The sequence below is a fragment of the Roseomonas sp. KE2513 genome, from assembly GCF_016107305.1.
Lineage (GTDB): Bacteria > Pseudomonadota > Alphaproteobacteria > Acetobacterales > Acetobacteraceae > Roseomonas.
Window position 1 is genome coordinate 29,942 of sequence record NZ_RCVR01000018.1, and the last position, 21,575, is coordinate 51,516.

20 protein-coding genes are annotated in these 21,575 nt (G+C 69.3%); 10 read left to right on the plus strand and 10 right to left on the minus strand.

Annotated features, from left to right (window positions below; translation table 11 throughout):
- The first annotated feature begins 12 nt into the window (after positions 1–12).
- Both D9599_RS17950 and D9599_RS17955 read left to right on the plus strand, forming a co-directional pair.
- A complete protein-coding gene (locus D9599_RS17950) occupies positions 13–330 on the plus strand; it encodes a hypothetical protein (protein WP_198382737.1) in 318 nt (105 codons plus the stop codon).
- Positions 327–1,052: an SCO family protein gene (locus tag D9599_RS17955; RefSeq protein WP_198382654.1), complete on the plus strand. Its 726-nt coding sequence runs from the start codon at positions 327–329 to the stop codon at positions 1,050–1,052. Before D9599_RS17950 ends, D9599_RS17955 begins: the two co-directional genes overlap by 4 nt.
- A 65-nt stretch (positions 1,053–1,117) precedes the next feature.
- Here D9599_RS17955 and D9599_RS32150 read toward each other — a convergent pair whose 3' ends face one another.
- Positions 1,118–1,414, minus strand: a complete 297-nt coding sequence (locus tag D9599_RS32150; RefSeq protein ID WP_198382655.1) for a heavy metal-associated domain-containing protein — start codon at positions 1,412–1,414, stop codon at positions 1,118–1,120.
- A gap of 131 nt (positions 1,415–1,545) precedes the next feature.
- Between D9599_RS32150 and D9599_RS17965 the strand changes: the two genes are divergently transcribed.
- The 5 genes from D9599_RS17965 (at position 1,546) to D9599_RS17985 (ending at position 6,912) form a co-directional block, all read left to right on the plus strand.
- The gene (locus D9599_RS17965) at positions 1,546–2,280 is read left to right on the plus strand and encodes a cytochrome c biogenesis CcdA family protein (protein ID WP_198382656.1); all 735 of its coding nucleotides are present in this window, start codon (positions 1,546–1,548) and stop codon (positions 2,278–2,280) included.
- A 23-nt stretch (positions 2,281–2,303) separates the two neighbouring features.
- Positions 2,304–2,945 (plus strand): DsbE family thiol:disulfide interchange protein, encoded by a 642-nt coding sequence (locus D9599_RS17970; protein ID WP_198382657.1) that lies wholly within the window; start codon positions 2,304–2,306, stop codon positions 2,943–2,945.
- Positions 2,942–3,604 carry a TlpA disulfide reductase family protein gene (locus tag D9599_RS17975; protein WP_309228650.1) on the plus strand — a complete coding sequence of 221 codons (663 nt, stop codon included), beginning with the start codon at positions 2,942–2,944 and terminating at the stop codon, positions 3,602–3,604. The genes D9599_RS17970 and D9599_RS17975 overlap by 4 nt, the downstream gene beginning before the upstream one ends.
- Positions 3,605–3,896: 292 nt before the next feature.
- Positions 3,897–6,404, plus strand: a complete 2,508-nt coding sequence (locus tag D9599_RS17980; RefSeq protein ID WP_198382732.1) for a heavy metal translocating P-type ATPase — start codon at positions 3,897–3,899, stop codon at positions 6,402–6,404.
- Positions 6,405–6,429: 25 nt separating this feature from the next.
- Positions 6,430–6,912 carry a MerR family DNA-binding protein gene (locus tag D9599_RS17985; RefSeq protein ID WP_198382658.1) on the plus strand — a complete coding sequence of 161 codons (483 nt, stop codon included), beginning with the start codon at positions 6,430–6,432 and terminating at the stop codon, positions 6,910–6,912.
- Positions 6,913–7,053: 141 nt separating this feature from the next.
- Here D9599_RS17985 and D9599_RS17990 read toward each other — a convergent pair whose 3' ends face one another.
- From D9599_RS17990 to D9599_RS18030, 9 genes are all read right to left on the minus strand, one after another.
- A complete protein-coding gene (locus tag D9599_RS17990) occupies positions 7,054–7,272 on the minus strand; it encodes a hypothetical protein (protein WP_198382659.1) in 219 nt (72 codons plus the stop codon).
- 13 nt (positions 7,273–7,285) lie between these two features.
- Positions 7,286–7,582: an OsmC family protein gene (locus D9599_RS31440; protein ID WP_232480647.1), complete on the minus strand. Its 297-nt coding sequence runs from the start codon at positions 7,580–7,582 to the stop codon at positions 7,286–7,288.
- An 811-nt stretch (positions 7,583–8,393) separates the two neighbouring features.
- A complete protein-coding gene (locus D9599_RS18000) occupies positions 8,394–9,182 on the minus strand; it encodes a Bax inhibitor-1/YccA family protein (protein ID WP_198382661.1) in 789 nt (262 codons plus the stop codon).
- A gap of 33 nt (positions 9,183–9,215) precedes the next feature.
- A complete protein-coding gene (locus D9599_RS18005) occupies positions 9,216–9,968 on the minus strand; it encodes an SDR family NAD(P)-dependent oxidoreductase (RefSeq protein WP_198382662.1) in 753 nt (250 codons plus the stop codon).
- Between the two features lie 21 nt (positions 9,969–9,989).
- Entirely contained in the window at positions 9,990–12,725 is a 2,736-nt protein-coding gene (locus tag D9599_RS18010; protein ID WP_198382663.1) for an NAD-dependent epimerase/dehydratase family protein, read from the minus strand.
- Positions 12,722–13,633, minus strand: coding sequence for an NAD(P)/FAD-dependent oxidoreductase (locus D9599_RS18015; protein WP_198382664.1), 912 nt, complete (start codon positions 13,631–13,633; stop codon positions 12,722–12,724). The genes D9599_RS18010 and D9599_RS18015 overlap by 4 nt, the downstream gene beginning before the upstream one ends.
- A gap of 599 nt (positions 13,634–14,232) precedes the next feature.
- The gene (locus D9599_RS18020; protein WP_198382665.1) at positions 14,233–14,547 is read right to left on the minus strand and encodes a hypothetical protein; all 315 of its coding nucleotides are present in this window, start codon (positions 14,545–14,547) and stop codon (positions 14,233–14,235) included.
- A gap of 56 nt (positions 14,548–14,603) precedes the next feature.
- Complete coding sequence (locus D9599_RS18025; RefSeq protein WP_198382666.1) at positions 14,604–14,819, minus strand: hypothetical protein; 216 nt, start codon at positions 14,817–14,819, stop codon at positions 14,604–14,606.
- A 300-nt stretch (positions 14,820–15,119) separates the two neighbouring features.
- Positions 15,120–15,470, minus strand: a complete 351-nt coding sequence (locus tag D9599_RS18030; protein ID WP_198382667.1) for a hypothetical protein — start codon at positions 15,468–15,470, stop codon at positions 15,120–15,122.
- Positions 15,471–16,429: 959 nt separating this feature from the next.
- Here D9599_RS18030 and D9599_RS18035 point away from each other — a divergent pair.
- From D9599_RS18035 to D9599_RS18045, 3 genes are read left to right on the plus strand one after another with little or no spacing between them, the layout of a single operon-like run.
- Complete coding sequence (locus D9599_RS18035) at positions 16,430–16,840, plus strand: FixH family protein (RefSeq protein ID WP_198382668.1); 411 nt, start codon at positions 16,430–16,432, stop codon at positions 16,838–16,840.
- A gap of 11 nt (positions 16,841–16,851) precedes the next feature.
- Positions 16,852–18,303 (plus strand): efflux RND transporter periplasmic adaptor subunit, encoded by a 1,452-nt coding sequence (locus D9599_RS18040; RefSeq protein ID WP_198382669.1) that lies wholly within the window; start codon positions 16,852–16,854, stop codon positions 18,301–18,303.
- The gene (locus tag D9599_RS18045; protein WP_198382670.1) at positions 18,300–21,509 is read left to right on the plus strand and encodes an efflux RND transporter permease subunit; all 3,210 of its coding nucleotides are present in this window, start codon (positions 18,300–18,302) and stop codon (positions 21,507–21,509) included. Before D9599_RS18040 ends, D9599_RS18045 begins: the two co-directional genes overlap by 4 nt.
- Positions 21,510–21,575: the final 66 nt, after the last annotated feature.

A 21,575-nucleotide genomic window follows, 5' to 3' on the forward strand; every position in this document is an offset into this window, starting at 1 on the left:
AGGAGATCAACTATGCAGCCCACGACGTCCAGCACGCCTTCCTCAGCTGCGGGCTGCTGCGCCGGCGCCTCCTCTGGGCGGTGGTTCGCCAACCGCAGGCTCCTGCTCGCTGGCTTGGCGGTCGTGGTCCTGGGCGGCGCCGCGGCGGCCGGCGGCTGGGGCTGGCTGGTGGCGGCGGGCATCGCGCCGCTGCTGCTGAGTGTGCTGCCCTGCCTCGTGATGTGCGGCCTCGGCCTCTGCATGAGCCGCATGGGGAATGTCGGCGGCAGCTCGGAAAGGGCTGAGACCGCTGTGCCCGTCCAGGCTCGGCAAGGAGGAACGGCGGCATGAGGCGGCGGGCGGTCCTCCTCATCCTCGGCGCGGCCCTTCCGGCCGCCGCCGGCCTGGCCCTGCCACTGCTGGCAGGCCACCTCACGATGACCGAGGTCGAGCGCCGCATGCTCGACCGGGAAAAGTTTTTCCAGCCCTTCGAGGCGCAGCCCGCGCCGGATTTCGCCCTGCAGGACGCCGAGAGCCGGCCGGTTGAGTTGGCCAGCCTCCGTGGCAAGGCGGTCGTGCTGCACTTCATCTACGCGAGCTGCCCAGACGTCTGCCCGTTGCACGCGGACCTGCTCGCAGGGATCCAGGAGATGGTGAACCAGACGCCGATGCGCGAGCAGGTAAGCTTCGTCAGCATCACCACCAACCCGGAGCACGACACGCCCGAGGTGATGCGCGGCTTCGGCGAGGCGCACGGCCTTGATCCCGCGAACTGGACCTTCCTGACGAGCGGGCCGGAGCGGCCGGACGAAACCGTCCGCCTGGCCAAGGCCTACGGCCTCGTCTTCGTGCCGATACCGGACGGCCAGCAGATGCACGCCGTGGTGACTCACGTGATCGACCGCGAGGGGCGGCTCCGGGCGAAGTTCCATGGCCTGGAATTCGACCCGACGAACCTCCTGCTGTACCTGAACGCGCTGGCCCATGACGAGGGCGGCACGGCCCAGGCCTCGCAGCCACCCCGGCCGGCTCCGGCCCAGGGCTTCTGGGAACGGCTATGGAACCTGCTGTGACCGCCGCCGGAGGCACACGTACGGCCGCAGCGCCCCTGACCCTCGGCCCAGGCGCCGCTGCGGGCTCAGCAGCAGCAGCCGCCGCGCCGCCGCTCCGCCGACCCGGTGGCCCGCTCGGCCTCCTCGGTCGGCAGCAGCCGGGCGCCGTAGCCGGCGGCCTCCACCGTGGCGAGGAGGTCCTCGGGGCGAGCCGCGCCCTCGACGACCGCGCGCCTGGCCGCCAGGTCCACGACGGCCCGCTCGACACCGGGCACGCCGCCGAGCGCGCGCTCGACGGTGCGCACGCAACTGCCGCAGGTCATGCCCTCGACCGAAAGGACAGTCCGGCGGGCACGGGTATCGTTGCTCGTGCTGGTGCTCATCGGTGCCTCGCGCCTGATCTCGCTGTCTGCGACCCAGGTGGAGCCACGGCGCACGCCCTTCAAGGCGACGGTCGCAAAGGAGGCCGATGGCGGGGTCGCGCGCCTGCGACCCCCCGAGGACGGCGCGACGCATGGTGAGCATCGACCTCTCCCCGCTTGGTCTGACGCTGGCCTTCGGCGCGGGCCTGGTCTCCTTCCTCTCGCCCTGCGTGCTGCCGTTGGTGCCGGGTTACCTGGCCTGGGTTGCTGGCACCGACCTCGCCGGAGCACAGGCGCGGCGCGGCCGGACTTTCCGCCTCGGCCTGTTCTTCGTGCTCGGCTTCGGGGCGGTCTTCGTCGCGCTCGGCGCCGGTGCCACCGGCCTCTCCGGCCTGCTGCGGCGCTGGAGCGCCGAGGTGGCGGTCGCCGGTGGGGCGCTGGTAGCGGCGATGGGCCTGGTGCAGATGGGCCTGCTGCGTCTGCCCGTGCCGCTGCTGCGCGACCTCCGCTGGCGGCCAGCGCTCGAGGGCGGCACGCCGGGCCAGGCGGCGCTGGTGGGCGTCGCCTTCGGCTTTGGCTGGACGCCCTGCATCGGCCCGGTGCTGGCAGCGGTGCTCACAGCCGCGGCGGCGGCCCGCGGCGCGGCGGACGGCGTGGCCCTGCTCGCAGCCTACGCCGCCGGGCTCGGCGTGCCCTTCCTGCTCGCCGCGCTCTACCTGCCCGCGCTGCTCGGGCGCGCGAGGCGAACCGCCCGCCTTGGCTCTTGGCTGCAGCGGATTGCCGGCGGGGGCATGGTGGTGATGGGTATCGCCATGGTCACGGGCGACCTGACGCGGCTCGGGACCTGGATGCTGCGGACCTTCCCGGCCTTGGCGCTGATCGGCTGAACGAAAGGGAGGAGTGTCCCGGAATGAACGCGTCCCAGCAGCCCGGCGCGACTCCCCGCGAAGTGCAGCCTGGCGTAGGCAACCCACCGGGCCGTTATGGCGCACGGCGGCCGGCGGCGTGGCGCCGGCGCACCATCCTGGTCACGCCCCTGGCGGTGTTTGGCAGCCTCGTCGTCGCCTTCGGTTTCAGTCTTGGACGTAATGTGACGTTGGTTCCATCGCCGCTCATCGGCAAGCCCGTGCCGAACTTTGATCTGCCGCCGGTGCTGGGGCGGCGGCTCGGCCTGTCGGGCGCCGACCTGCACGGCGAGGTGTCGCTGGTCAACGTCTTCGTCTCCTGGTGCGTCGCATGCCGCGAGGAGCACCCGCACCTCCTGCGGCTCGCGCGGCGGGGCGTCGTGCCGGTGCACGGGCTGAACAAGGACCCGCCGCAGAACGCGGCGTGCTGGCTGAACGAGATGGGCGGCCCATACACCCGAACGGGCGCGGACCGGAACGGGCGGGTCGCGATCTACTGGGGCATCTACGGCGTGCTCGAGACCTACATCATCGGCGCCGACGGCCGGATCGCCTTCGAGCACATCGGCGCGGTGACGTCGCAGGTGCTGGAGGAGGCGATCCTTCCCCTGGTCGCACGCCTGCGCCGCGAGGAGGCCGGATCGTGAGCGGCCGCCGCGGAAGCACCAGCGCGCGCCGGTTCGCGTTCGGGGCGGCCGTGGCGGGCATCGCCGGAGTGGCACTGATCCTGGCCCTGGCCCAGGTCCCAACCGGGCCGCAATCATCGAGGCAGCCCGCGGCAGCGGCGTCCGCCACGCCGGCGGACCGGCTCGCGCTCGTGCCGCTCGCCCCGCCGCGACCAGTGCCGGAGCTGCGCTTCGTGCGTGGTGACGGGCGAACCCTGGCGCTCGAAGACTTCCGCGGCCGCGCAGTCCTGCTGAACATCTGGGCGACCTGGTGTGTCCCCTGCCGGACGGAGATGCCAGCGCTCGACCGGCTGCAGGCTGCGCTCGGGGGGAGCGGCTTCGAGGTGGTGGCCCTCTCCATCGACCGCGGCGGGCTGCCGGCTGTCGAGGCGTTCTACCGGGAAGTCGGCCCCCGCTCCCTCGGTGTCTACGTGGACCAGACGGGCGACGCATCGAGGGCTCTGGGTACGGCCGGCATCCCGACGACGCTGCTGATAGACCGCGAGGGCCGAGAGGTCGCACGGAAGATCGGCCCCGCCGAATGGGACGGCCCGGAGATGGTTGGCGCCATCCGGCGGCATCTTGACCTGCCGGAGGGCACTGGCGTGGCACCCGGCGTCGCCTCCACGCCACGGCGCTGAGGCGAACAGGGCGGCGGTGAAGGGGGCAGCGTGAGCGCAGCGCTGGACGAGCGGCAGCCAGGTCAGGGACCGGCACTGCGAGACCTTGTGGTGCCGCCCGACGCTTCCACCTCCGGCACTCGAATCCGGGCCGGCCGTCTTGACCTTGCCACGGTGGGAAGCACCACCTCAGGTCTGACGATCCAGACCGCGGAGAAGGCCCATGGCTCCCGAAACAAACCTCCCGACCCGCAACGGCCTGTCGCCTACCGCCGGCGCGACCGCGGCGGCGCTATCGCTGCCGGTCGAGGGCATGACCTGCGCCTCCTGCGTGCGCCGCGTCGAGAAGGCGCTCGCTGCGGTGCCCGGCGTGACGCAGGCCGTCGTCAACCTGGCTACCGGACGGGCCGAGCTGCGCATCAAGGGCGCGCCGGACCTGCCGGAGCTGGCGGCCGCCGTCGAGCGGCTGGGCTACGCGGTGCCGGAGGAGACGACCGACTTCTCTATCGAGGGCATGACCTGCGCCTCCTGCGTCGGACGCATCGAGCGCGCGTTGCGCGCGGTGCCCGGGGTGCGGGAGGCTTCCGTCAACCTCGCCACCGGGCGCACTGTGGTCCGCCACGTCGGCGGCCTGGATCCCGCCGCGCTCGAGACGGCGGTCGACCGCGCCGGCTACGTGGCCCACCGTGCTGCACTCGAGGCGGCCGCGGCCCGCGAGGAGCGTGAGCGCGAAGGCCGGGAGCGAGAGCAGCGCTCCCTCAGGCGCGCCACGCTGTTCGCCGCCCTGCTGACATTGCCGGTCCTGGCAGTCGAGATGGGCGGGGAGCTGGTGCCGGCAGTGCACGGCTTGGTGGAGGCCACCATCGGCATGCGGGCCTCCTGGTATCTGCAGTTTATCCTCGCCACGCTCGTGGTGTTCGGCCCCGGGTTGCGCTTCCACCGCAAGGGCTGGCCCAACCTGCTGCGCGGCACGCCGGACATGAACTCGCTGGTCGCGCTTGGCACCGGGGCCGCCTGGGCCTACTCGGCAGTGGCGACCTTCGCCCCCGCGCTGCTGCCGACCAACGCCCGCCACGTCTACTACGAAGCTGCGGCGGTGATCGCCACGCTGATCCTGCTCGGCCGATATCTGGAGGCGCGCAGCAAGGGCCGCACGTCTGAGGCCATCAGGCGCCTGATGGGGCTGCAGGCCAAGACCGCGCGCGTCGAGCGCGGGGGTGAGGCGCTGGAGATCCTGGTTGGTGAGGTCCGGGCCGACGACGTCGTGCTGGTGCGCCCCGGCGAGCGCGTGCCGGTGGACGGCGAGGTGCTCGATGGCGCCTCCTTCGTGGACGAGAGCATGGTCACCGGCGAGCCGGTGCCGGTGCGCAAGGAGGCCGGCGCGCGGGTCGTCGGCGGCACGGTGAACAAGGCAGGCGCCTTCCGCTTCCGCGCGACCGCCGTCGGCGCCGACACGGTGCTGGCGCAGATCGTGCGAATGGTGGAGACGGCGCAGGGCGCGAAGCTGCCGATTCAGGCCCTGGTGGACCGCGTGACCATGTGGTTCGTGCCTGCTGTCATGTTGGCCGCGGCCGCGGCCTTCGGGATCTGGCTGGCCTTTGGACCTGACCCAGCGCTGACCTTCGCCCTGGTGAACGCTGTCGCGGTGCTGATCATCGCCTGCCCCTGTGCCATGGGCCTGGCAACGCCGACCTCAATCATGGTCGGCACCGGCCGCGCCGCCGAGATCGGCGTGCTGTTCCGCAGGGGCGAGGCCTTGCAGAGCCTCCGTGATGCCGCGGTGGTAGCGGTGGACAAGACCGGGACGCTGACGAAGGGCCGGCCCGAGCTGACTGATCTGATTCCCGCTCCGGGTTTTGAGGCGGACGAGGTGCTGGCGTTGGTCGCCACCGTCGAGGCGCGCTCCGAGCACCCGGTGGCCGAGGCGATCGCCGTGGCGGCGCGGCACCGCGGGCTGTCCCTGGGCGAGGCTGAGGATTTCGAGGCGGTGCCGGGCTACGGCGTGGCCGCGACCGTGGCAGGGCGGCGGGTGGAGGTCGGGGCGGATCGCTACATGGCCCAGCTCGGCCACGACGTGGCCGCTTTCGCCGAAGCCGCAGGGCGCCTCGGGGACGAGGGCAAGACGCCGCTCTACGCCGCGGTGGACGGCCGCCTCGCCGCGGCGATCGCGGTCGCCGACCCTATCAAGGAGACGACCCCCGCGGCGGTCGAGGCGCTTCACCAGCTGGGCCTGAGGATCGCCATGGTCACCGGCGACAACCGCCGCACCGCGGAGGCGATCGCACGGCGCCTCGGTCTCGACGAGGTGGCGGCCGAAGTGCTGCCGGACGGCAAGGTGGCGGTGGTCGAGCGCCTGAAGGAGGGCGGCCGGCGCAAGGTCGCCTTCGTCGGTGATGGCATCAACGACGCCCCGGCGCTCGCCGCGGCGGACGTCGGCCTGGCCGTCGGCACCGGTACGGACATCGCCATCGAGAGCGCCGACGTGGTGCTGATGTCGGGCGACCTGCGCGGCGTGCCGAACGCGATCGCCCTGTCGCAGGCGACGATGCGCAACATCCGCCAGAACCTGTTCTGGGCCTTCGCCTACAACGTGGCCCTGATCCCAGTGGCGGCCGGCGTGCTCTATCCGGCCTTCGGCCTGCTGCTCTCCCCGGTGCTGGCCGCAGCGGCCATGGGCCTGTCCAGCGTCTTCGTCCTGAGCAACGCGCTGCGCCTTCGGAGCTTCCGCCCGCCTATGGCGGCGAGCGCGGCCGCCTCCGAGCCGATGCCGCCCATCGGCGCGGGCGAACCCCACCGCGCACCGGGCGGTGTTCCGGCGTGACCGCAGCGACAAAGGGAAGCAGGCCGTGAACATCGGCGAGGCCTCTGCGGCATCCGGCGTGTCAGCCAAGATGATCCGCCACTACGAAAGCATCGGTCTCGTCCCGGCGGCGGACCGAACCGAGGCTGGTTACCGCATGTACGATGAGGCCGAGGTGCGCACGTTGCGCTTTGTGCGCCACGCCCGCGACCTCGGCTTCCCGCTGGACGAGATTGGCGAGATCCTCGGCCTGTGGCGCGACCCAAATCGCGCCAGCGCCGAGGTGAAGAGATTGGCGCTCGAGCGGGTGACGGCGCTGGAGGCAAAGGCGGCGTCCCTCCGGGCCGTGGCCGCCGCGCTACATGACTTGGCCAAGGCGTGTGACTGCGGCCGCCGGCCCAACTGCCCCGACTGCCCGCCTCCCGACGAACGGGCGGCCGTGCCGCCGCGCCGTCGAGGGGGAGGTGGACGACCAACCGCGGGACGCGGCGACCGCCGCCGGCAGGAACGGGCTGGCCGCCCGGGATAGACCCGAGGGCGTTTGGACGCCGCAGAGTGCAGGCCGCGACAAGGTTCCCGGCACTTGGTACGCAGGCCCGCCGCGTGCCGGCATTGCTACAACGCACGGTACGCGTGGGTTGGCCGCCATCGCGGACGACGGGATGGCACTTCAGCGCACCTCGATCTCTGCCGGGCCGACCTTGCCGTTTCGGATCGTACAGGTGCCCGGTGCGTGCGCCTCCACCCAACGGACAAGCTCGATCAGCCTGTCGCTCGAAATCCCCTCCACGCCGATCCTCACCCGTGTCCTGATGTTGGTCGTCGCAGCCGACACCGCATCATAGAGGCTCGGCCTGCCTCGCGCCTCGCTCTCGCCGGACACGCTCACTCGCCGGACATGCTCACCTCCAAGAGGTGAGCGAGATGCCCAGCTGGGTGGCGTGCATGGCGACCACGGTCGCAGTGCAGAATGCGAGCGCGGTCTGCAGGAGCCAGCCCGGACTGGGCGTGGAGGTGCGCCCGCCCATCGTGGGCAGCATGTCGGTGCGGAGCTCGCCTACAGGGCCAGGGATCCGGCAGGCGACCCCGCCCTCCAGGACCGCGGTCACAGCCGACCCGGCACTCTTCGCCTTCGCCGGGTCCTCGGCGAGGATCTCGGTTGTCTTCGCGAGCGCCTCGCGAACCGAGATTGTCGACATGGCACCTTTCCCCCGGCCGTTCGATTGGGCGGAGGCACCGATGATGGCCGGGCCTGCGGTGCGCCGCCGGGCGGGGTTCGGTCGAACCCTGGGCCGTCCGTCCGCTTAGCGCACCCTGGGCTTTCCGCCACGTCCCGCCGGCAGGGGAGGAACATCGGCACGCGGCTCTGGTGGGTGCGGTACGCCTCGCCGAACGTCTCGATGAGGTGAGCCCCCCGCCGGGCCAGGCGGACATAGATCCAGACGATGAGCGGAGTGAGCACCAAGTCGGGATCGTCGGCCAGCGCACCAGTTGGCCGAAGACCACGAGCAAGATGCCCGTGTACTGCGGATGGCGCACCATCGAGTACACGCCGTCCTGGACAAGGCGGCCGCCGGAGGAGTGGACCCTGGCCCAGCCCTTGGCGATCAGCACGATGCCTGTCACCACGAGGGCGTAATCGGCCAGCATCTCAATAAGGGCACCCACACGGCCGTAGCTGAGGAGTGTGGCCCAGAGGTGCCCAATATAATGGACCAGTGGGATCTCGATCCCAAGCAGGCCACCAGAACGTAAAGGGTGGGCGGAAACCCGTACATCTCCGCGTACAGCGCGATGATGAAGGCCTGTGCCAGCCCCGCGCCAGCTCATTCGCGCCAGCTCGCTGGCGCGAGGAAGTGATAGAGGTCCCACGACGCCACGCCCGCCAAGAAAATGGCGTCGGGCTAGAGTTGAAGCCACGCCCAATACCTGTCGGCCATTGTGTGCCTCCTGCCTCAGGTGGTCGGGAGCGCGCCGACAATGCGCTCCCGCCGGATCAATGGTGCTGCGTTATTCCTGCTGCCGGACGCCAGTGAGTTGCAGCAGCAGCAGGAACAAGTTGATGAAGTTCAGGTAGAGGCCCAGCGCGTCCATCACGCTGCGCTTGCCGGCTTCCTCCATTCCCTCGGCATAGGCGAACTGGACGTAGTCCGCCTTGATGCGTTGGGTGTCCCAGGCGGTCAGGCCGACGAAGACCACCACACCGATCACGCTGATTGCGAATTGCAGCACGGTCGAGCCAATGAACACGTTGACGAGGCTGGCGATGATGATGCCGATCAGGCCCATCATCATGAAGCTGCCTATGCGCGTCAGGTCGGCCTTGGTGGTGTAGCCGTAGAGACTGATGCCGCCGAACATCGCCGCGGTGATGAAGATGGTTCGCGCGACCGAGGTGCCCGTGAAGGTGAGGAAAATGTGCGAAATGCTCGCACCCATCACTGCCGCGAAGGCCCAGAACAGCATCTGTGCCGTGGTCTTGGAAAGCTTGCTGATGCCGAAGCTCAGCACGAGCACGAAACCCAGCGGCGCGAACATGGCGATATAGGCCAGGAACGTCGGCTGTACCGCGGCGCCGCGCGGCGTCATCACCCGTTGATAGAACAGCGCCTGAAGCTCAGGCGTGTTGGCGATGAGATACGCCACGATGCCGGTAAGCACCAGGCCGGAGGCCATCCAGTTGTAGACCCGGAGCATGTATGCCCGGAGCCCGGCATCGACGGCGGCCGCGTCGGCGGTCGCCACTCGACCCCAGCCCGGCGCGTCAGTGGTGGACCGATAGTCAGGATGAACAGCCATAGGTCATAAGCCTCCTTCTTGGGGGTGTTCCCATCACCACTTGGGTGGAGAACTTGTGATCCGAGCGGAGCAGCGGCGCCAAGTTTCGCACGGCAGCACCACGCCGCCTCGCAGGTGCCAGGATGAACCATCTCTTGGCTGGCGGCGATTCGGTAAGCGGATCGGAGCGGTCCGCGTCCGGATCGCGCCGGGCGAGACGGCGTTCACCCGGATTCGCTTCTCCGCCAGCTCCTGCGCCAGGCTGCGCATCAGCAGCGAGACGCCACCCTTCGACGCGGCGTAGTTGACGTGGCCAGCCCAGGGGATCACGTCATGCACCGAGCTCATGCAGACGATCTTGCCCGCCGCGCGGAAAGGTAAACCGGACGCTGCGCCCTGCGCCAGGAAGATCCGCACCGCCTCGCGCGCGCAGAGGAATTGGCCCGTGAGGTTGACGTCGAGGACCCGACGCCACTGAGCGGCGGTCATCTCCGCGACGGGCGCGTCCTGCTGGATGCCGGAGTTCGCGACGAGGATGTCGAGCCGGCCGCAAGCGTCGAGGAAGGCGCGGAACATGGCCTGCACCTGCCCCTCGTCCGACACGTCGGCCCCGATCGCGATTGCCTCGCCGCCCTCCCGGCGGATCTCCTCGACGAGCGCCTCCGCCGCGTCGCGGCCGGAGCGGTAGTTCACCCCGACGGCGGCGCCGGCCCGAGCGAGGGCGCGCGCGACGCCTGTGCCGATGCCGGAACTCGCCCCGGTGACGATGGCCTTCTGCCCGCGCAGGGGCCGGTGCGCCTCGGTCATGTCCGCTGTCTCCCTCCGGCCCTAGACCACGTAGCGATCCCAGCCCGCGTAGTGCTCGCTGGTGCGCCTCCCGCGGGGCAGGCTCAAGCCGACGAGCGCGAGCCCTACGGCGACACTCGCCCAGGCTGCCGTCGAGGTGGCGCCGCTCAAGATCCAGGGGGCTGCGACGAGCCAGGCGCCGAACAGGGCGTTGACCAAGCGCAGCGGCCGCGCGACTTCCGCCGTGGCGATGATCGCCACTGTGAGGGCGAGCGCGCCCACCACGTGGTCGCTGTTCGCCATTGGTCCCGACGTCCCGAAGACCAAGCGGGTGAGCATGAGGAACGCGCCGATCGCGATCGAGACGCCGAGCGTCCAGGGCAGTGTGATGCCGCGCGTCGTGTCCGCCCAGAAGGCGGACCAGCTCGTGAGAGCGTCGGAGGCGTCTTCCTGCCCGCCATCGACCGCGTCGCCCCTGAAGAAGGTGCGGACCAGCGGCTTGCCCCGGCAGTGCGCCCAATAAAGGAACTGGCCCATCGCGATCACCTCGTCCAGGGCGAAGGGAATCATGACCACCATCGCGAGCGCCGCGATCAGAGCCGGCGTGCTCCAGGTCCCGATCATGATCGGCTGGATAATGATGAAGTAGACGCTCACCACCCCGAGCGGGATCACCAGGATGCCGAAGAAGGTCACCATCCAGGGCATCGTGCGCCAGCGAGCGCGGGTGCCCATCACTGCCATCAGGATTTCGAGCATGTAGCTGACTGCTCCAAGCCCGGCGTCCGGGATCGGCCAGGCCTTCGAGACGGAGGAGGTGATGATCTCGGCCGTGCCATTTCTGGGGTCGGCCGGGTTGCCCGCGAAGAAGGGCTCCCAGACGAAGTCCACATGCCCGAGCTGATAAGCCGTGAGCATGCGCGCGATGAGGAGGCCGACGAGGCCCATCGCCGCGATCGGCAGCCGCTGCGCCCCGGTCGAGGGGCAGTAGGTCCAGCCCGGCGGGACGACCTTGGGGTCCATCATGCCGGCCATGCTCATGCCCGGCATCATTGGCACGAGGACCGAGAATGTGATCACAAGCGCACCGATGAGCAGGTCGGTGTTGTACTGAGCAGCGCTCGGGCTCCAGAGGAGAAGAGGCACGAACAGGAGCCAGATCCCGATGCCAGCATTGGCCCACTGTGCGAACCAGGCCGTGCGCTTCGGCAGCGACAGGGCGCCGAACAGGGCGATCAGCAGTCCGCTCACGACGTCGCTGGCCATGAGCGCGCCGGCCCGCCACTCGACCGAGGGCAGCCCGCGCTCCTGCGTGACCGCGCGCACCGCGGCGCCGACGGTCTCCTCCGTCACCGCATCGTAGATGAGCGGACTTGCGGCGAGCCAGAGGCCCAGGCCGATGTTGGCGAAGTGCGCCCAGCGGGTGCGGCGCGCATCCTCCTCCATCATGGCCATGTGGTCATGCCCGCCCATGCCTGCCATCGCGCCGTGCCCAGCATCCGCCTTGCCGGCGTGGCCCATGGCGGCATGATCCATGGCACCTTCTCGGGCCGCAGCGGGCGAGCCCTCGGCCCTGGTCGTCTCTGGCGTGTCCGGAGATGGCCGCTGGCCGTACCAGGCAACGAGCGCGGGGTTGAGCTTGTTCGCCTTGTACCAGCCGACCGGGTCGCGCTTCAGCGCCGAAACGATCCTGGGCAGCGCCTCGCGTAGGGAACGCTTCGGCTCCCAGTCAAGCAGGCTGCGCGCCCGCGAGGTGTCGAGGACGTAGTGGTCGTTTGACTGCTCGACCATCCAGGGCTTGATGAACTCCTGGTCGCCCAGCACCTCATTCTGGAGCCACACGCCCGCCAGGGCCAGGGTTTTGGGCACCCGGACGGTGGTCCAGTCCTCGCCGTGCAGCGTCTCGCCAATGATGTTTTGCACCTCGGCGTAGCCGAGCGCTTCCGGCTCGCCGACAAGAAGCGGCAGCTCGGGGGGGAGCTCGCGGCGGCGCTCGATGAGGCGGGCCACGGCGTCGGTCAGGTCGTCGATGTGGAGGAAGGACTGGCCGGCGCAGAGCATCCCGGGGTAGAGGTGGGCGGCGAGCCGGTGCTCATAGATGCGCGCCACCTGCTCGGCGATGAACGGCGAGTGGCCGAGATCGTCGTAGACGCCGGCGATGCGCAGGAACACGACGGGCACCTGGCCGTGTCGCTCCCGCAGCAGCGCCTCGGTGCGTACCTTCGACTCTGGGTAAGCCCAGGATGGCTCGAGCGGAGAGGCCTCGTCGATCCTCTCGTCCGGCCGGTCCGTCGGTTTGTGGACCAGCATCGTGCTTGCATAGATGAACTGCTCGACCTCGAAGGTCTGGAGGGCGTCGATGAGCCGGCGCGTGCCCTCGACGGTGATCTTGTCATAGAGCGGGTTGGGTTCGCCCGAGACGTCGTAGTAGGCAGCGAGGTGCACGACCGACGCGATGCGGTTGCCGAAGCGACGGCGCACCTCCTCGAGCGCCGCCTTCACGCCCTCGTCCGAGCCCAAGTCGAAGTCGATGGCATGGGCCGGTGCGGGCGGGTCGGGCGGTCCGGCCCGGTCGAGGCCCACGAGGGGGATACCCGAGGCGGCGAGCCGGCCAATCAGCGCCCTGCCAATGAAGCCGCTACTACCAGTGATGAGGATGGGCCCGTCCTGGGGTGAAGGACCCGCTGCGCGTGGATCCTCCGCAGGGCGTCTGCCCGCGATCCCGCGGACGATCCCGCGCCAGGTGGGCTCCGCCCCTCCTCGATCAGTGGCCGTCATCGAAGATCCTCCTTGAGCAGCACCGTGTTGATCGAGAAGGCCGCCATGGCCCCCTCGGCGGCCGCGACGACGGCGAGCTGCACGCGACGGGACGCGTCGCCCGCGACATGGAGGCCCGGGACGCTGGTGGTTTCATACCTGCCAGTCTCGACGTCGCCCCGCGACGTCAGCGTGCAGCCAAGCCTCTGGGCGAGGTCGCTGGCTTGGCGCTCGCCCGAGGCGAAGAACAGGGCGCGGCGCGGAAGCGCCTCGCCGGTCTCGAAGCGGACGCGCTCCAGCACGCCGTCGTGCCCCTCGAGGCGGGCAATGCGCTCCTCGCGCAGGTCGATCCCGTTACGGGCCAACCGATCGAGGTCGTCCTGTGGGAGCTCAACCGACCCGTCACTGCACAGCACGAGGTCGCGGCTCCAGGCGGTCAGCTCGAGGGCGAGCCCCTTACCGGCCGCGCCGCGGCCGTAAGCGGCGAGTGGCTGGTCACGATGCTCCCAGCCATCGCAGTAGGGGCAGTGGAACGCGCTTCTGCCGTAGATCTCCGCGAAACCTTCGACCTCCGGCAGGGCGTCCGCGACACCGGTTGCCAGAAGTAGCTTGCGTGAGGTCTCGACCTGAACGGCGCCGCCAATGCCGCTCAGGGTAATGTCGAACCCGCCGCTGTGGCAGAGTTTCGCACAGATCGCCTCGACGTCCCGGATCTCAACAGTGTCATAGGCGCCGAGCTGCTCACGTGCCAGCCGGCGCATCTCGGCGGGAGACGTCCCATCCCGGGTGAGGAAGCCGTTGAGATGCCGGGAGGCTGCGTTGCGCGGCCGCCCGGCGTCGCACAGGAGTACGCGCCGGCGGCAGCGCCCCAGGATCAGCGCAGCGCTCAGGCCAGCCGGCCCCCCGCCCACGATGATGACGTCGTACATGGCCACTCCCGTGCTCACTTGCTGCCGGCCTCGCCTCCGGAGACCATGCGGAGGCCGGCCCGCCGCGCACGAGGGTGTCCCCTGTGCGGAAGGCCGGCGGCGAGGGGTGACGCTGTCGTCACCCCTCGCTAATTCACCGGGGACCTACTCCGGAGTTGCCGAGGCAAGCCCGTCTGCTTCCCACGACGTTCAGCCGCCCGAGCCGCCAAGCTGCGAGGGATCCTGCGCGCCGGGAACTCCCGCTTGCGGATTATCCGGACCGTGCGGGTGCGGCGTGGTCGGGTGGGGAGCGGCCGGAACGGCGGACATGCCAGGAACTCCGGCACCCTGATTGATAGTGACCCCGTTTGGCGCGCGCACCGTCGGTGCTGTGCTCACGCCGCCGGGTCTCGTGAAGACGTTATCTGGCTGCTGCGCGAAGGCGGCTCCAGACGTCAGACTGACGGCGATTGCGAGAGCTAATAGTGTTTTCATGTGCTGTGCTCGTGTCCTTGTTTGCCAGGAAGACTGGAGGGCCACCGTGGGGGCCGTGCGGCGCTCGTACTCTCGCCTGCCGCCGCGTCGTGGGGCGGCGGCAGGCGGGGTGCGCAGTGCCCTGGTCAGCCGCGCTGCTGGTTTGGCGCGGGCGTGGCGGGACCGGATCCACCCTGGCCCCGGTTCATTCCCTCCATCATCCGATTGCAGTTCTCCATCATTCGGTTCATCTGCGCCGGGTCCATCTGGCCCATCATGTTCATCATCCCCATCATGCCGCCCATTCCGGACCCCTGGCCGGGCTGCATGCCCATCGTGCCCTGGCCCTGCCCGGGCTGAGCCGGGGCGGGCTGGGCCTGCTGGGCGAGGGCGCCCTGAGTGGCCAGGAAGCCGCTGACGAGAGCGGCGGCGGCAAAGAGCGCGGTGTGCTTGCGGGTCATACTATGTTCCTTTGTTGATCGCTTGGTTGTGGGAGTGGTGCCGGACGGCGGCGCCGTCAGGCGTTCTGGCGCGACGGGCGCGCTTCCGGCCCGGGGGCGTTGGCCTGTGAGTGGCAGGACTTGCCGCCCTTGCCGCCCATCATGCACAGGCCAAGCGCGCACATCGCCGCACAGGGCAGCAGCGAGAGCACGAGGGGGGCGAGCCCGAAGGCCACGAGCCAGGGCCAGCCAAGCGCGAGGCCCGCACCGACCAGGGCGAAAACTCCGAGCATTACCGCTCGGCGACCGCGTAGCCAGGAGGGTAAGTAACCGGCGAGCCGGCGTTGCGGCGCGGCTCTGCCGGCAGGTTTGGGCAGAGTGAGAGCGTTCATGTCTTTCCTTCCGGTCCATCAGTCCCGGCGATGGCCAAGCCACCGCCCAGGCGGGGTAAAGGGCTAAGTATGCCCCGGTCCCCGTGAGCGTCTCTCGCGCAGCGGCGGCGGTCGTGGGCGGCCCAAAAGGGTACCGTACCCACGGCTAACCCGCGACGAAGGGACAAAGCGCACCGCCTTGAAGGCGGGCACGCCTACGCGTCAGACGAAGTGGATGGGGGGAAAGAGGTTGGGCTCGATCGTCCGGCCACGAAGGACCGAGAGCGATGCCAAAGCCCAGAGCCTGACGCGCTGTGGCACGAACGTGGCCAGCACCACCTGATCAGGCAGCGCCACCGCGGCGCACCCGATCGCCGAGGTCAAACAGGCAGGCTGACCTGGCTGCGGTGTGGCTGGATCACACGGAGCACCACCCATGGCAGTCTCGCCCATCAGGGCTGTGCACTCCGGCATCCCTGCCAGCGCCGAAGGGGCAGCCATCGCCGACATCGCACCAATGAGTGCGAAGACTGTCAGAACGACCATGACCCGTTTGAGGATCGCTGCCCACATGCCCACTCAAATGGCCCATGTCCGCGGGAGTTTCAACCGCAGGAGCGTCCATCACCTCGGCACCCGCTATCCAACAACCAGGAGCAGTACGCGCAGAGCCATGGTCAAATGCCACTTAGACAGTAATGTCCGTCTCCATACTCGTTCCCGTCGTCGCGGGATCGTGTCGATGCTGCACTGAACGCCGCGCTGAGGGCGGTAGTCCGGGTTCAGCACTGGGCTAGAGCGCTAAAAAGCATCTCAGGTAGGGCTACACCGTCGCTGGGGCGGGAGATGCCGGCGAGATACTCCTCGGTGTCGCGCCGACTTGATCCATACCGTGCGCACCGCACCGCTGGTGGTTATCCGCCGCAGCCGAACGGCCGCCGTCGCCATGAGCGCTATCGTACATCACCAAGGAGGGTAGGCGGCCGTTCGCCACTTGATCCGAATGCAATTCGGTGCCATCATCTTTGAATGGGACTTTTATCGTTCCGACGGTTGGTTATGATCTTCTCTGTGCTGGCGCTTCTGCTGGCCGGTTTTGTCACGACTTCCGTCGCGGCAAACGTGCCGTGTGGCATGGACATGGCGGCAGCTGGAGCTGTCCCTTGCGGCGATAGCAGCATGCCGGATGATTCTGACAAGATGCCTAGTGCGTCGGTGTGCTTTGCCAAGTGCCCTGTTCCGCTGCTTGACCGAGCGGTCGAACCTCTTGCGGTGGTATCTGTCGAGTCTCTCGTGCCGGTACCTCCCCTTCACCCCGCTCGGGCTGGCCTCGGCATCGTTCCCCCGCTCGACCCCCCTCGCGCCTGAGTCTACTCGGCCGGTGAAGGCTGAGGCCGATTTCGGATGCGCCGCACAGGCGTGATCCCGGCCGGCTTCGCCGCATAGCCCCGCGCGTTCAAAAAGCGCTTGGCTGTGCCGACCTGCACGCCGTCTGTCGGCGGCTTGCTGGGCTCAGAACGCAAGGACCACACATGACTACCTGGAAGATGTCCGCCCGCTCGGCCGTGCTGGCCATGGCGGTGGCGTTGACGCCCGTTGCCGGCGCTCTTGCCGCGGGTGCGCAGGACTATGAGTTTCGTCTGGTAACGGCCGAGGTGAGGCAGGGTGCGGGCGCGGCCGTGGCGGTCCGGCTCGTCCATAAGCCGTCCGGCCGCGCTGTGCCGGATGCGGTGATCTACGCCACACGCCTCGACATGTCGCCCGAGGGCATGCCGACAATGACCACACCGGTCACGCCGATGCCAGGTGGTGACGAGCCCGGAGTCTACCGCTTCCGCACGGACCTCGTGATGGCCGGCGGCTGGGCGCTGACGCTTGCGGCCAAGGTGCAGGGCGAGGAGGGCACGGTACAGGATCGCCTCGTCCTCCGCTCGGTCCAATAGGGGCTGTCGCCATGCCACGTATGGTTTTAGCAGCGCTGGTTCTGCTCGCTGCGGTCGGCCTGATGGCCGGCGGCTATCAGGCAGGGCGGCTGGGCTTGGGCCGAGGGCTGGGACCGGCCGCTGCCTCGGAGCAGGGGCAGGCCGGTGGGCCGGCGCGGCCTGTCTCGGACCGCATCCTCTACTACCGCCACCCTGACCGGCCAGAATACGCGGCGGGGCCGCGCCAGGCCGAGAACGGGCGGGACTTCCGCGCGGTCTTCGCCGGCCAGGACGTGGAGCCGGAAGACCCGGCCACGCCGGCGACCGCGACAGCGGCGGCCCAGCCGACCGCGGACGGCCCACGGAGGATCCTCTACTACCGCAATCCAATGGGGCTGCCGGACACCTCGCCTGTGCCCAAGAAGGACTCGATGGGGATGGACTACATCCCTGTCTACGAAGGCGAGGACCAGGACGGGTCCACGGTGCGGGTCGCGCCGGGCCGGATCCAGGCCACCGGGGTGCGCTCCGAGCCGGTCGCCCGCCGCGAGGTCGTCCGCCCCATCCGCGCACCCGGCACCGTCGAGCTGGACGAGCGGCGGGTCGCAGTGGTTGCGCTGCGGGCTGAGGCCTTCATCGAGCGGGTCGCGGACGTCACCACCGGCAACCGGGTCCGGCGCGGTCAGCCGCTGCTCCAGCTTTATTCGCCGGACGTGGTTGCCGCCGGTGCTCAGTACATCTCGGCGCTCGGAATCCCTGCGGGGGCTAGCTTGGCCAATGCGGACGGCGCGCGCCGGCGACTGGAGAACCTCGGCGTGCCACCGCAGCTCATCGCGGAGATCGACCGGACGCGGCGCATCCCCCAGGCTTTCGTCTGGCCCGCGCCGCGCGACGGAGTGGTGCTCGAGCGGAGCGCGGTGGAGGGCATGCGCGCCCCGGCGGGCGAGACGCTCTTTCGCTTGGCTGACACCTCGGTCGTCTGGGTCCTTGCCGACCTGCCCGAGCGCGAGCTGGGGAATGTTGCTCCCGGCCAGACGGTTGAGGTGCGGCCACGTGGCCTGCCAGGCCGCACTTTCTCTGGCCGCGTCGAACTCATCTACCCGCAGTTGAACCTGCAAACGCGCACGGCGCGAGTCCGGATCGAGTTGCCAAATCCGGACGGTATGCTGCTGCCCGGCATGTATGCCGAGGTGGAGATCGCCGCCAAGGGCGCCGGCCCGATGGTTGCAGTCCCCAACTCAGCGGTGATCGACAGCGGCACCCGGCAGGTCGTGATTCTTGACCGGGGAGAGGGACGCTTCGAGCCCAAGGAGGTCAAGCTCGGCCGCCGCGGCGGCGACTTTGTCGAGATCCGTGAGGGCGTGGCCGAGGGCGACCGCGTGGTGGTCGCCGCTAACTTCCTGATCGATGCCGAAAGCAATCTTAGGGCCGCGCTGCGCGGCCTGACGGCCGGCGCCCCGGCCACCGGGGAGGAAAGCAAGTGATCGCCCGCCTTATCGCCTGGTCGGCGCGCAACGTTTTTCTGGTGCTGGTTGCCACCGCCTTCGTGGTAGCGGCCGGGGTCTGGGCGGTGCGCAACACGCCGCTCGATGCGTTGCCCGATCTCTCCGACGTCCAGGTCATCGTCTACACTGACTACACGGGCCAGGCGCCGCAGGTAGTAGAGGACCAGGTCACCTACCCGCTGGTCTCGGCGATGCTGACCGTGCCGCGCTCCAAGGTCGTTCGCGGCTTCTCCTTCTTCGGCGCGTCCTACATCTACATCATCTTCGAGGACGGCACCGACCTCTACTGGGCGCGAAGCCGGGTGCTCGAATACCTCAACGCTGCCTCGGGCCGGCTGCCGCCCGGGGCAAAGCCCGTGCTTGGCCCGGATGCGACAGGAGTCGGCTGGGTCTACCAGTACGCTCTGCTGGCCAAGGATCTGACGCTGGCGGAACTCCGCTCCTTGCAGGACTGGCGCCTCCGCTACGCCCTGGCACGCGCCGAGGGCGTAGCCGAGGTCGCGAGCGTTGGAGGCTTCGTCAAGCAGTACACCGTGGTGGTCGATCCGCTGCGCTTGCGCGCCCTTGGCATATCCATGGAGCGCGTGCGCGAGGCGATCCGCACCAGCAACCAGGACGTTGGCGGGCGCACGGTGGAGATGTCCGGGTTCGAGTACATGGTGCGCGGCCGCGGCTATCTCCGGGGCACCGAGGACCTCGAGCGGATCGTCCTGCGGGCCGAGGGTGGCACGCCGGTGCTGCTGCGCGACGTTGCGCGGGTCGAGACCGGGCCGGACGAGCGGCGCGGCATCGCCGAGCTGAACGGCGAGGGCGAGGTGGCCAGCGGCATCGTCCTGCAGCGCTTCGGGGCGAACGCACTCGAGGTGATCCGCAATGCCAAGGAGCGTTTGGCTGAGATCCTGCCCAGCCTGCCCGCGGGCACCGAGATCGTGCCGGTCTACGACCGCTCCGGCCTGATCAATGAGGCGATCGAGACCCTCAAGCACACGCTCGTCGAGGAGAGCATCATTGTCGCCCTGGTCACGGTGGTGTTCCTACTCCACGTCAGAAGCGCGCTGGTCGCGATCGTGATGCTACCCGTGGGCGTGCTGATGGCCTTCATCGCTATGAAGCTGATGGGCATCGGCTCGACCGTCATGAGCCTGGGCGGCATCGCCATCGCAGTCGGCGCCATGGTGGACGCGGCGATCGTCATGATCGAGGCCGCTCACAAGCACCTGGAGCGTGCTCCGCCCGAAAAGCCCCGTCTGGTGGTACTGACCGAGGCAGCGGCCGAGGTCGGCCCAGCGCTGTTCTTCAGTCTGCTGGTCATCACCGTCTCCTTCCTGCCGATCTTCGCCCTGGAGGCGCAGGAGGGTCGGCTGTTCCACCCGCTCGCCTACACCAAGAGCTTCGCCATGGGGGCGGCGGCGCTGCTGTCCATCACGTTGGTGCCGGCGCTCATGGTGCTGTTCGTGCGCGGACGGATCATCCCCGAGCACCGCAACCCGGTGAACCGCTTGCTGATATGGCTATACCGCCCGTTCATTCGGGTGGTGCTGCGGGCGCGTGTCCTGACCATCCTGCTCGCCGTTACGGCGCTGGCCGCCACCGCTTGGCCGGCGGCACGCCTGGGCGGCGAGTTCATGCCGACGCTGAACGAGGGCACGCTGCTCTACATGCCGACCACGCTACCCGGCCTGTCGGTGACCAGCGCGGCCGAGCTGCTGCAAATGCAGGACCGGATCATCCGCTCCTTCCCCGAGGTCGCCTCGGTTTACGGCAAGGCGGGGCGGGCCAACACGGCCACCGATCCGGCACCGACCGAGATGTTCGAGACAGTGATCCAACTCAAGCCCCACGCGGAGTGGCGGCCGGGCGTGACCGTGGACGGCCTGATCGCCGAGATGGACCGTGCCTTGCAGTTCCCCGGCGTGAGCAACGCCTGGACCATGCCGATCAAGGCGCGCATCGACATGCTCTCTACGGGGATTCGTACGCCGGTGGGGGTGAAGGTGTTCGGTCCGGATCTCGCCGAAATCGAGCGCCTCGCGCGCCAAGTCGAGGCGGTGGTACGCGCCGTTCCCGGCACTTCCAGCGCCTATGCCGAGCGGATCATCGGTGGCTACTATCTCAACATCGAGCCCGACCGGGACGCGCTCGCCCGCTACGGGCTCTCGATCGGCGAGGTGCAGGCGGTGGTGGCCAGCGCGCTCGGTGGCGAGACAGTAACCACCACCGTCGAGGGGCGCGAGCGCTATGCTGTGAACGTCCGCTATCCTCGCGATCTGCGTGATGACCCACAGGCGATCGCGGCCGAGGTCCAGGTGCAGCTACCCGGCAGTGGTACGGTGCCGCTCGGGGAGGTGGCAAAGGTCGGCCTCAGCCGCGGCGCGACCTCGGTCCGCACCGAGAACGGCCAGCCTGTGGGGTATGTCTTCGTTGACATCCGCGACCGCGACCTGCGTGGCTATGTCGAGGAGGCACGGCGGGCAGTCGCCACGGAGGTGGCCTTTCCGCCCGGCTATTATGCGACTTGGAGCGGGCAGTTCGAGTACCTGGAGCGGGCCGAGGCGCGGCTGCGCGTCGTTGTCCCGGTCACGATCCTAATCATCTTTCTGCTGCTCTACCTGAACTTCCGCGCGCTGGCGGAGACGCTGATCGTGATGCTCTCGGTGCCCTTCGCGCTGGTGGGCGGCGTCTGGCTGGTGTGGTGGATGGGGTTCAACCTCTCGGTCGCAGTCGCGGTCGGCTTCATCGCGCTGGCCGGTGTCGCGGCCGAGACCGGGGTCGTCATGCTCATCTACCTCGAGGCTGCATTGACGGAGGTCCGCGCCCGGTGCGCGGCGGAGGGACGGGCGCTGACCCGGTCCGATCTGCGCGAGGCGATTATGGAGGGCGCCGTGGAACGTGTGCGCCCGAAGATGATGACCGTGGTCGCCATCATGGCGGGGCTGCTGCCAATTCTTTGGAGCAAGGGGACGGGTTCGGAGGTAATGCAGCGGATCGCAGTACCAATGGTGGGCGGCATGGTTTCCTCCACCGTGCTCACGCTCCTGGTAATCCCCGCCATTTACAGCTTGGTGAAGGGCTGGAGCCTGCCGCGCAGGGCCGCCGTCGTGGCCGAGCGCGCCTCCGGCCGCCCAGCCCACGATGTGCTCTCCGAGCCGTCGCGTTGCGAGCCGGTCGCGGCGGCCGGTGAATAGGGGCGCCAGGGACGATGAAGACGATGCGGCATCAGAAGGACGGCCGGCGATGGGAGGAGGCTGAGG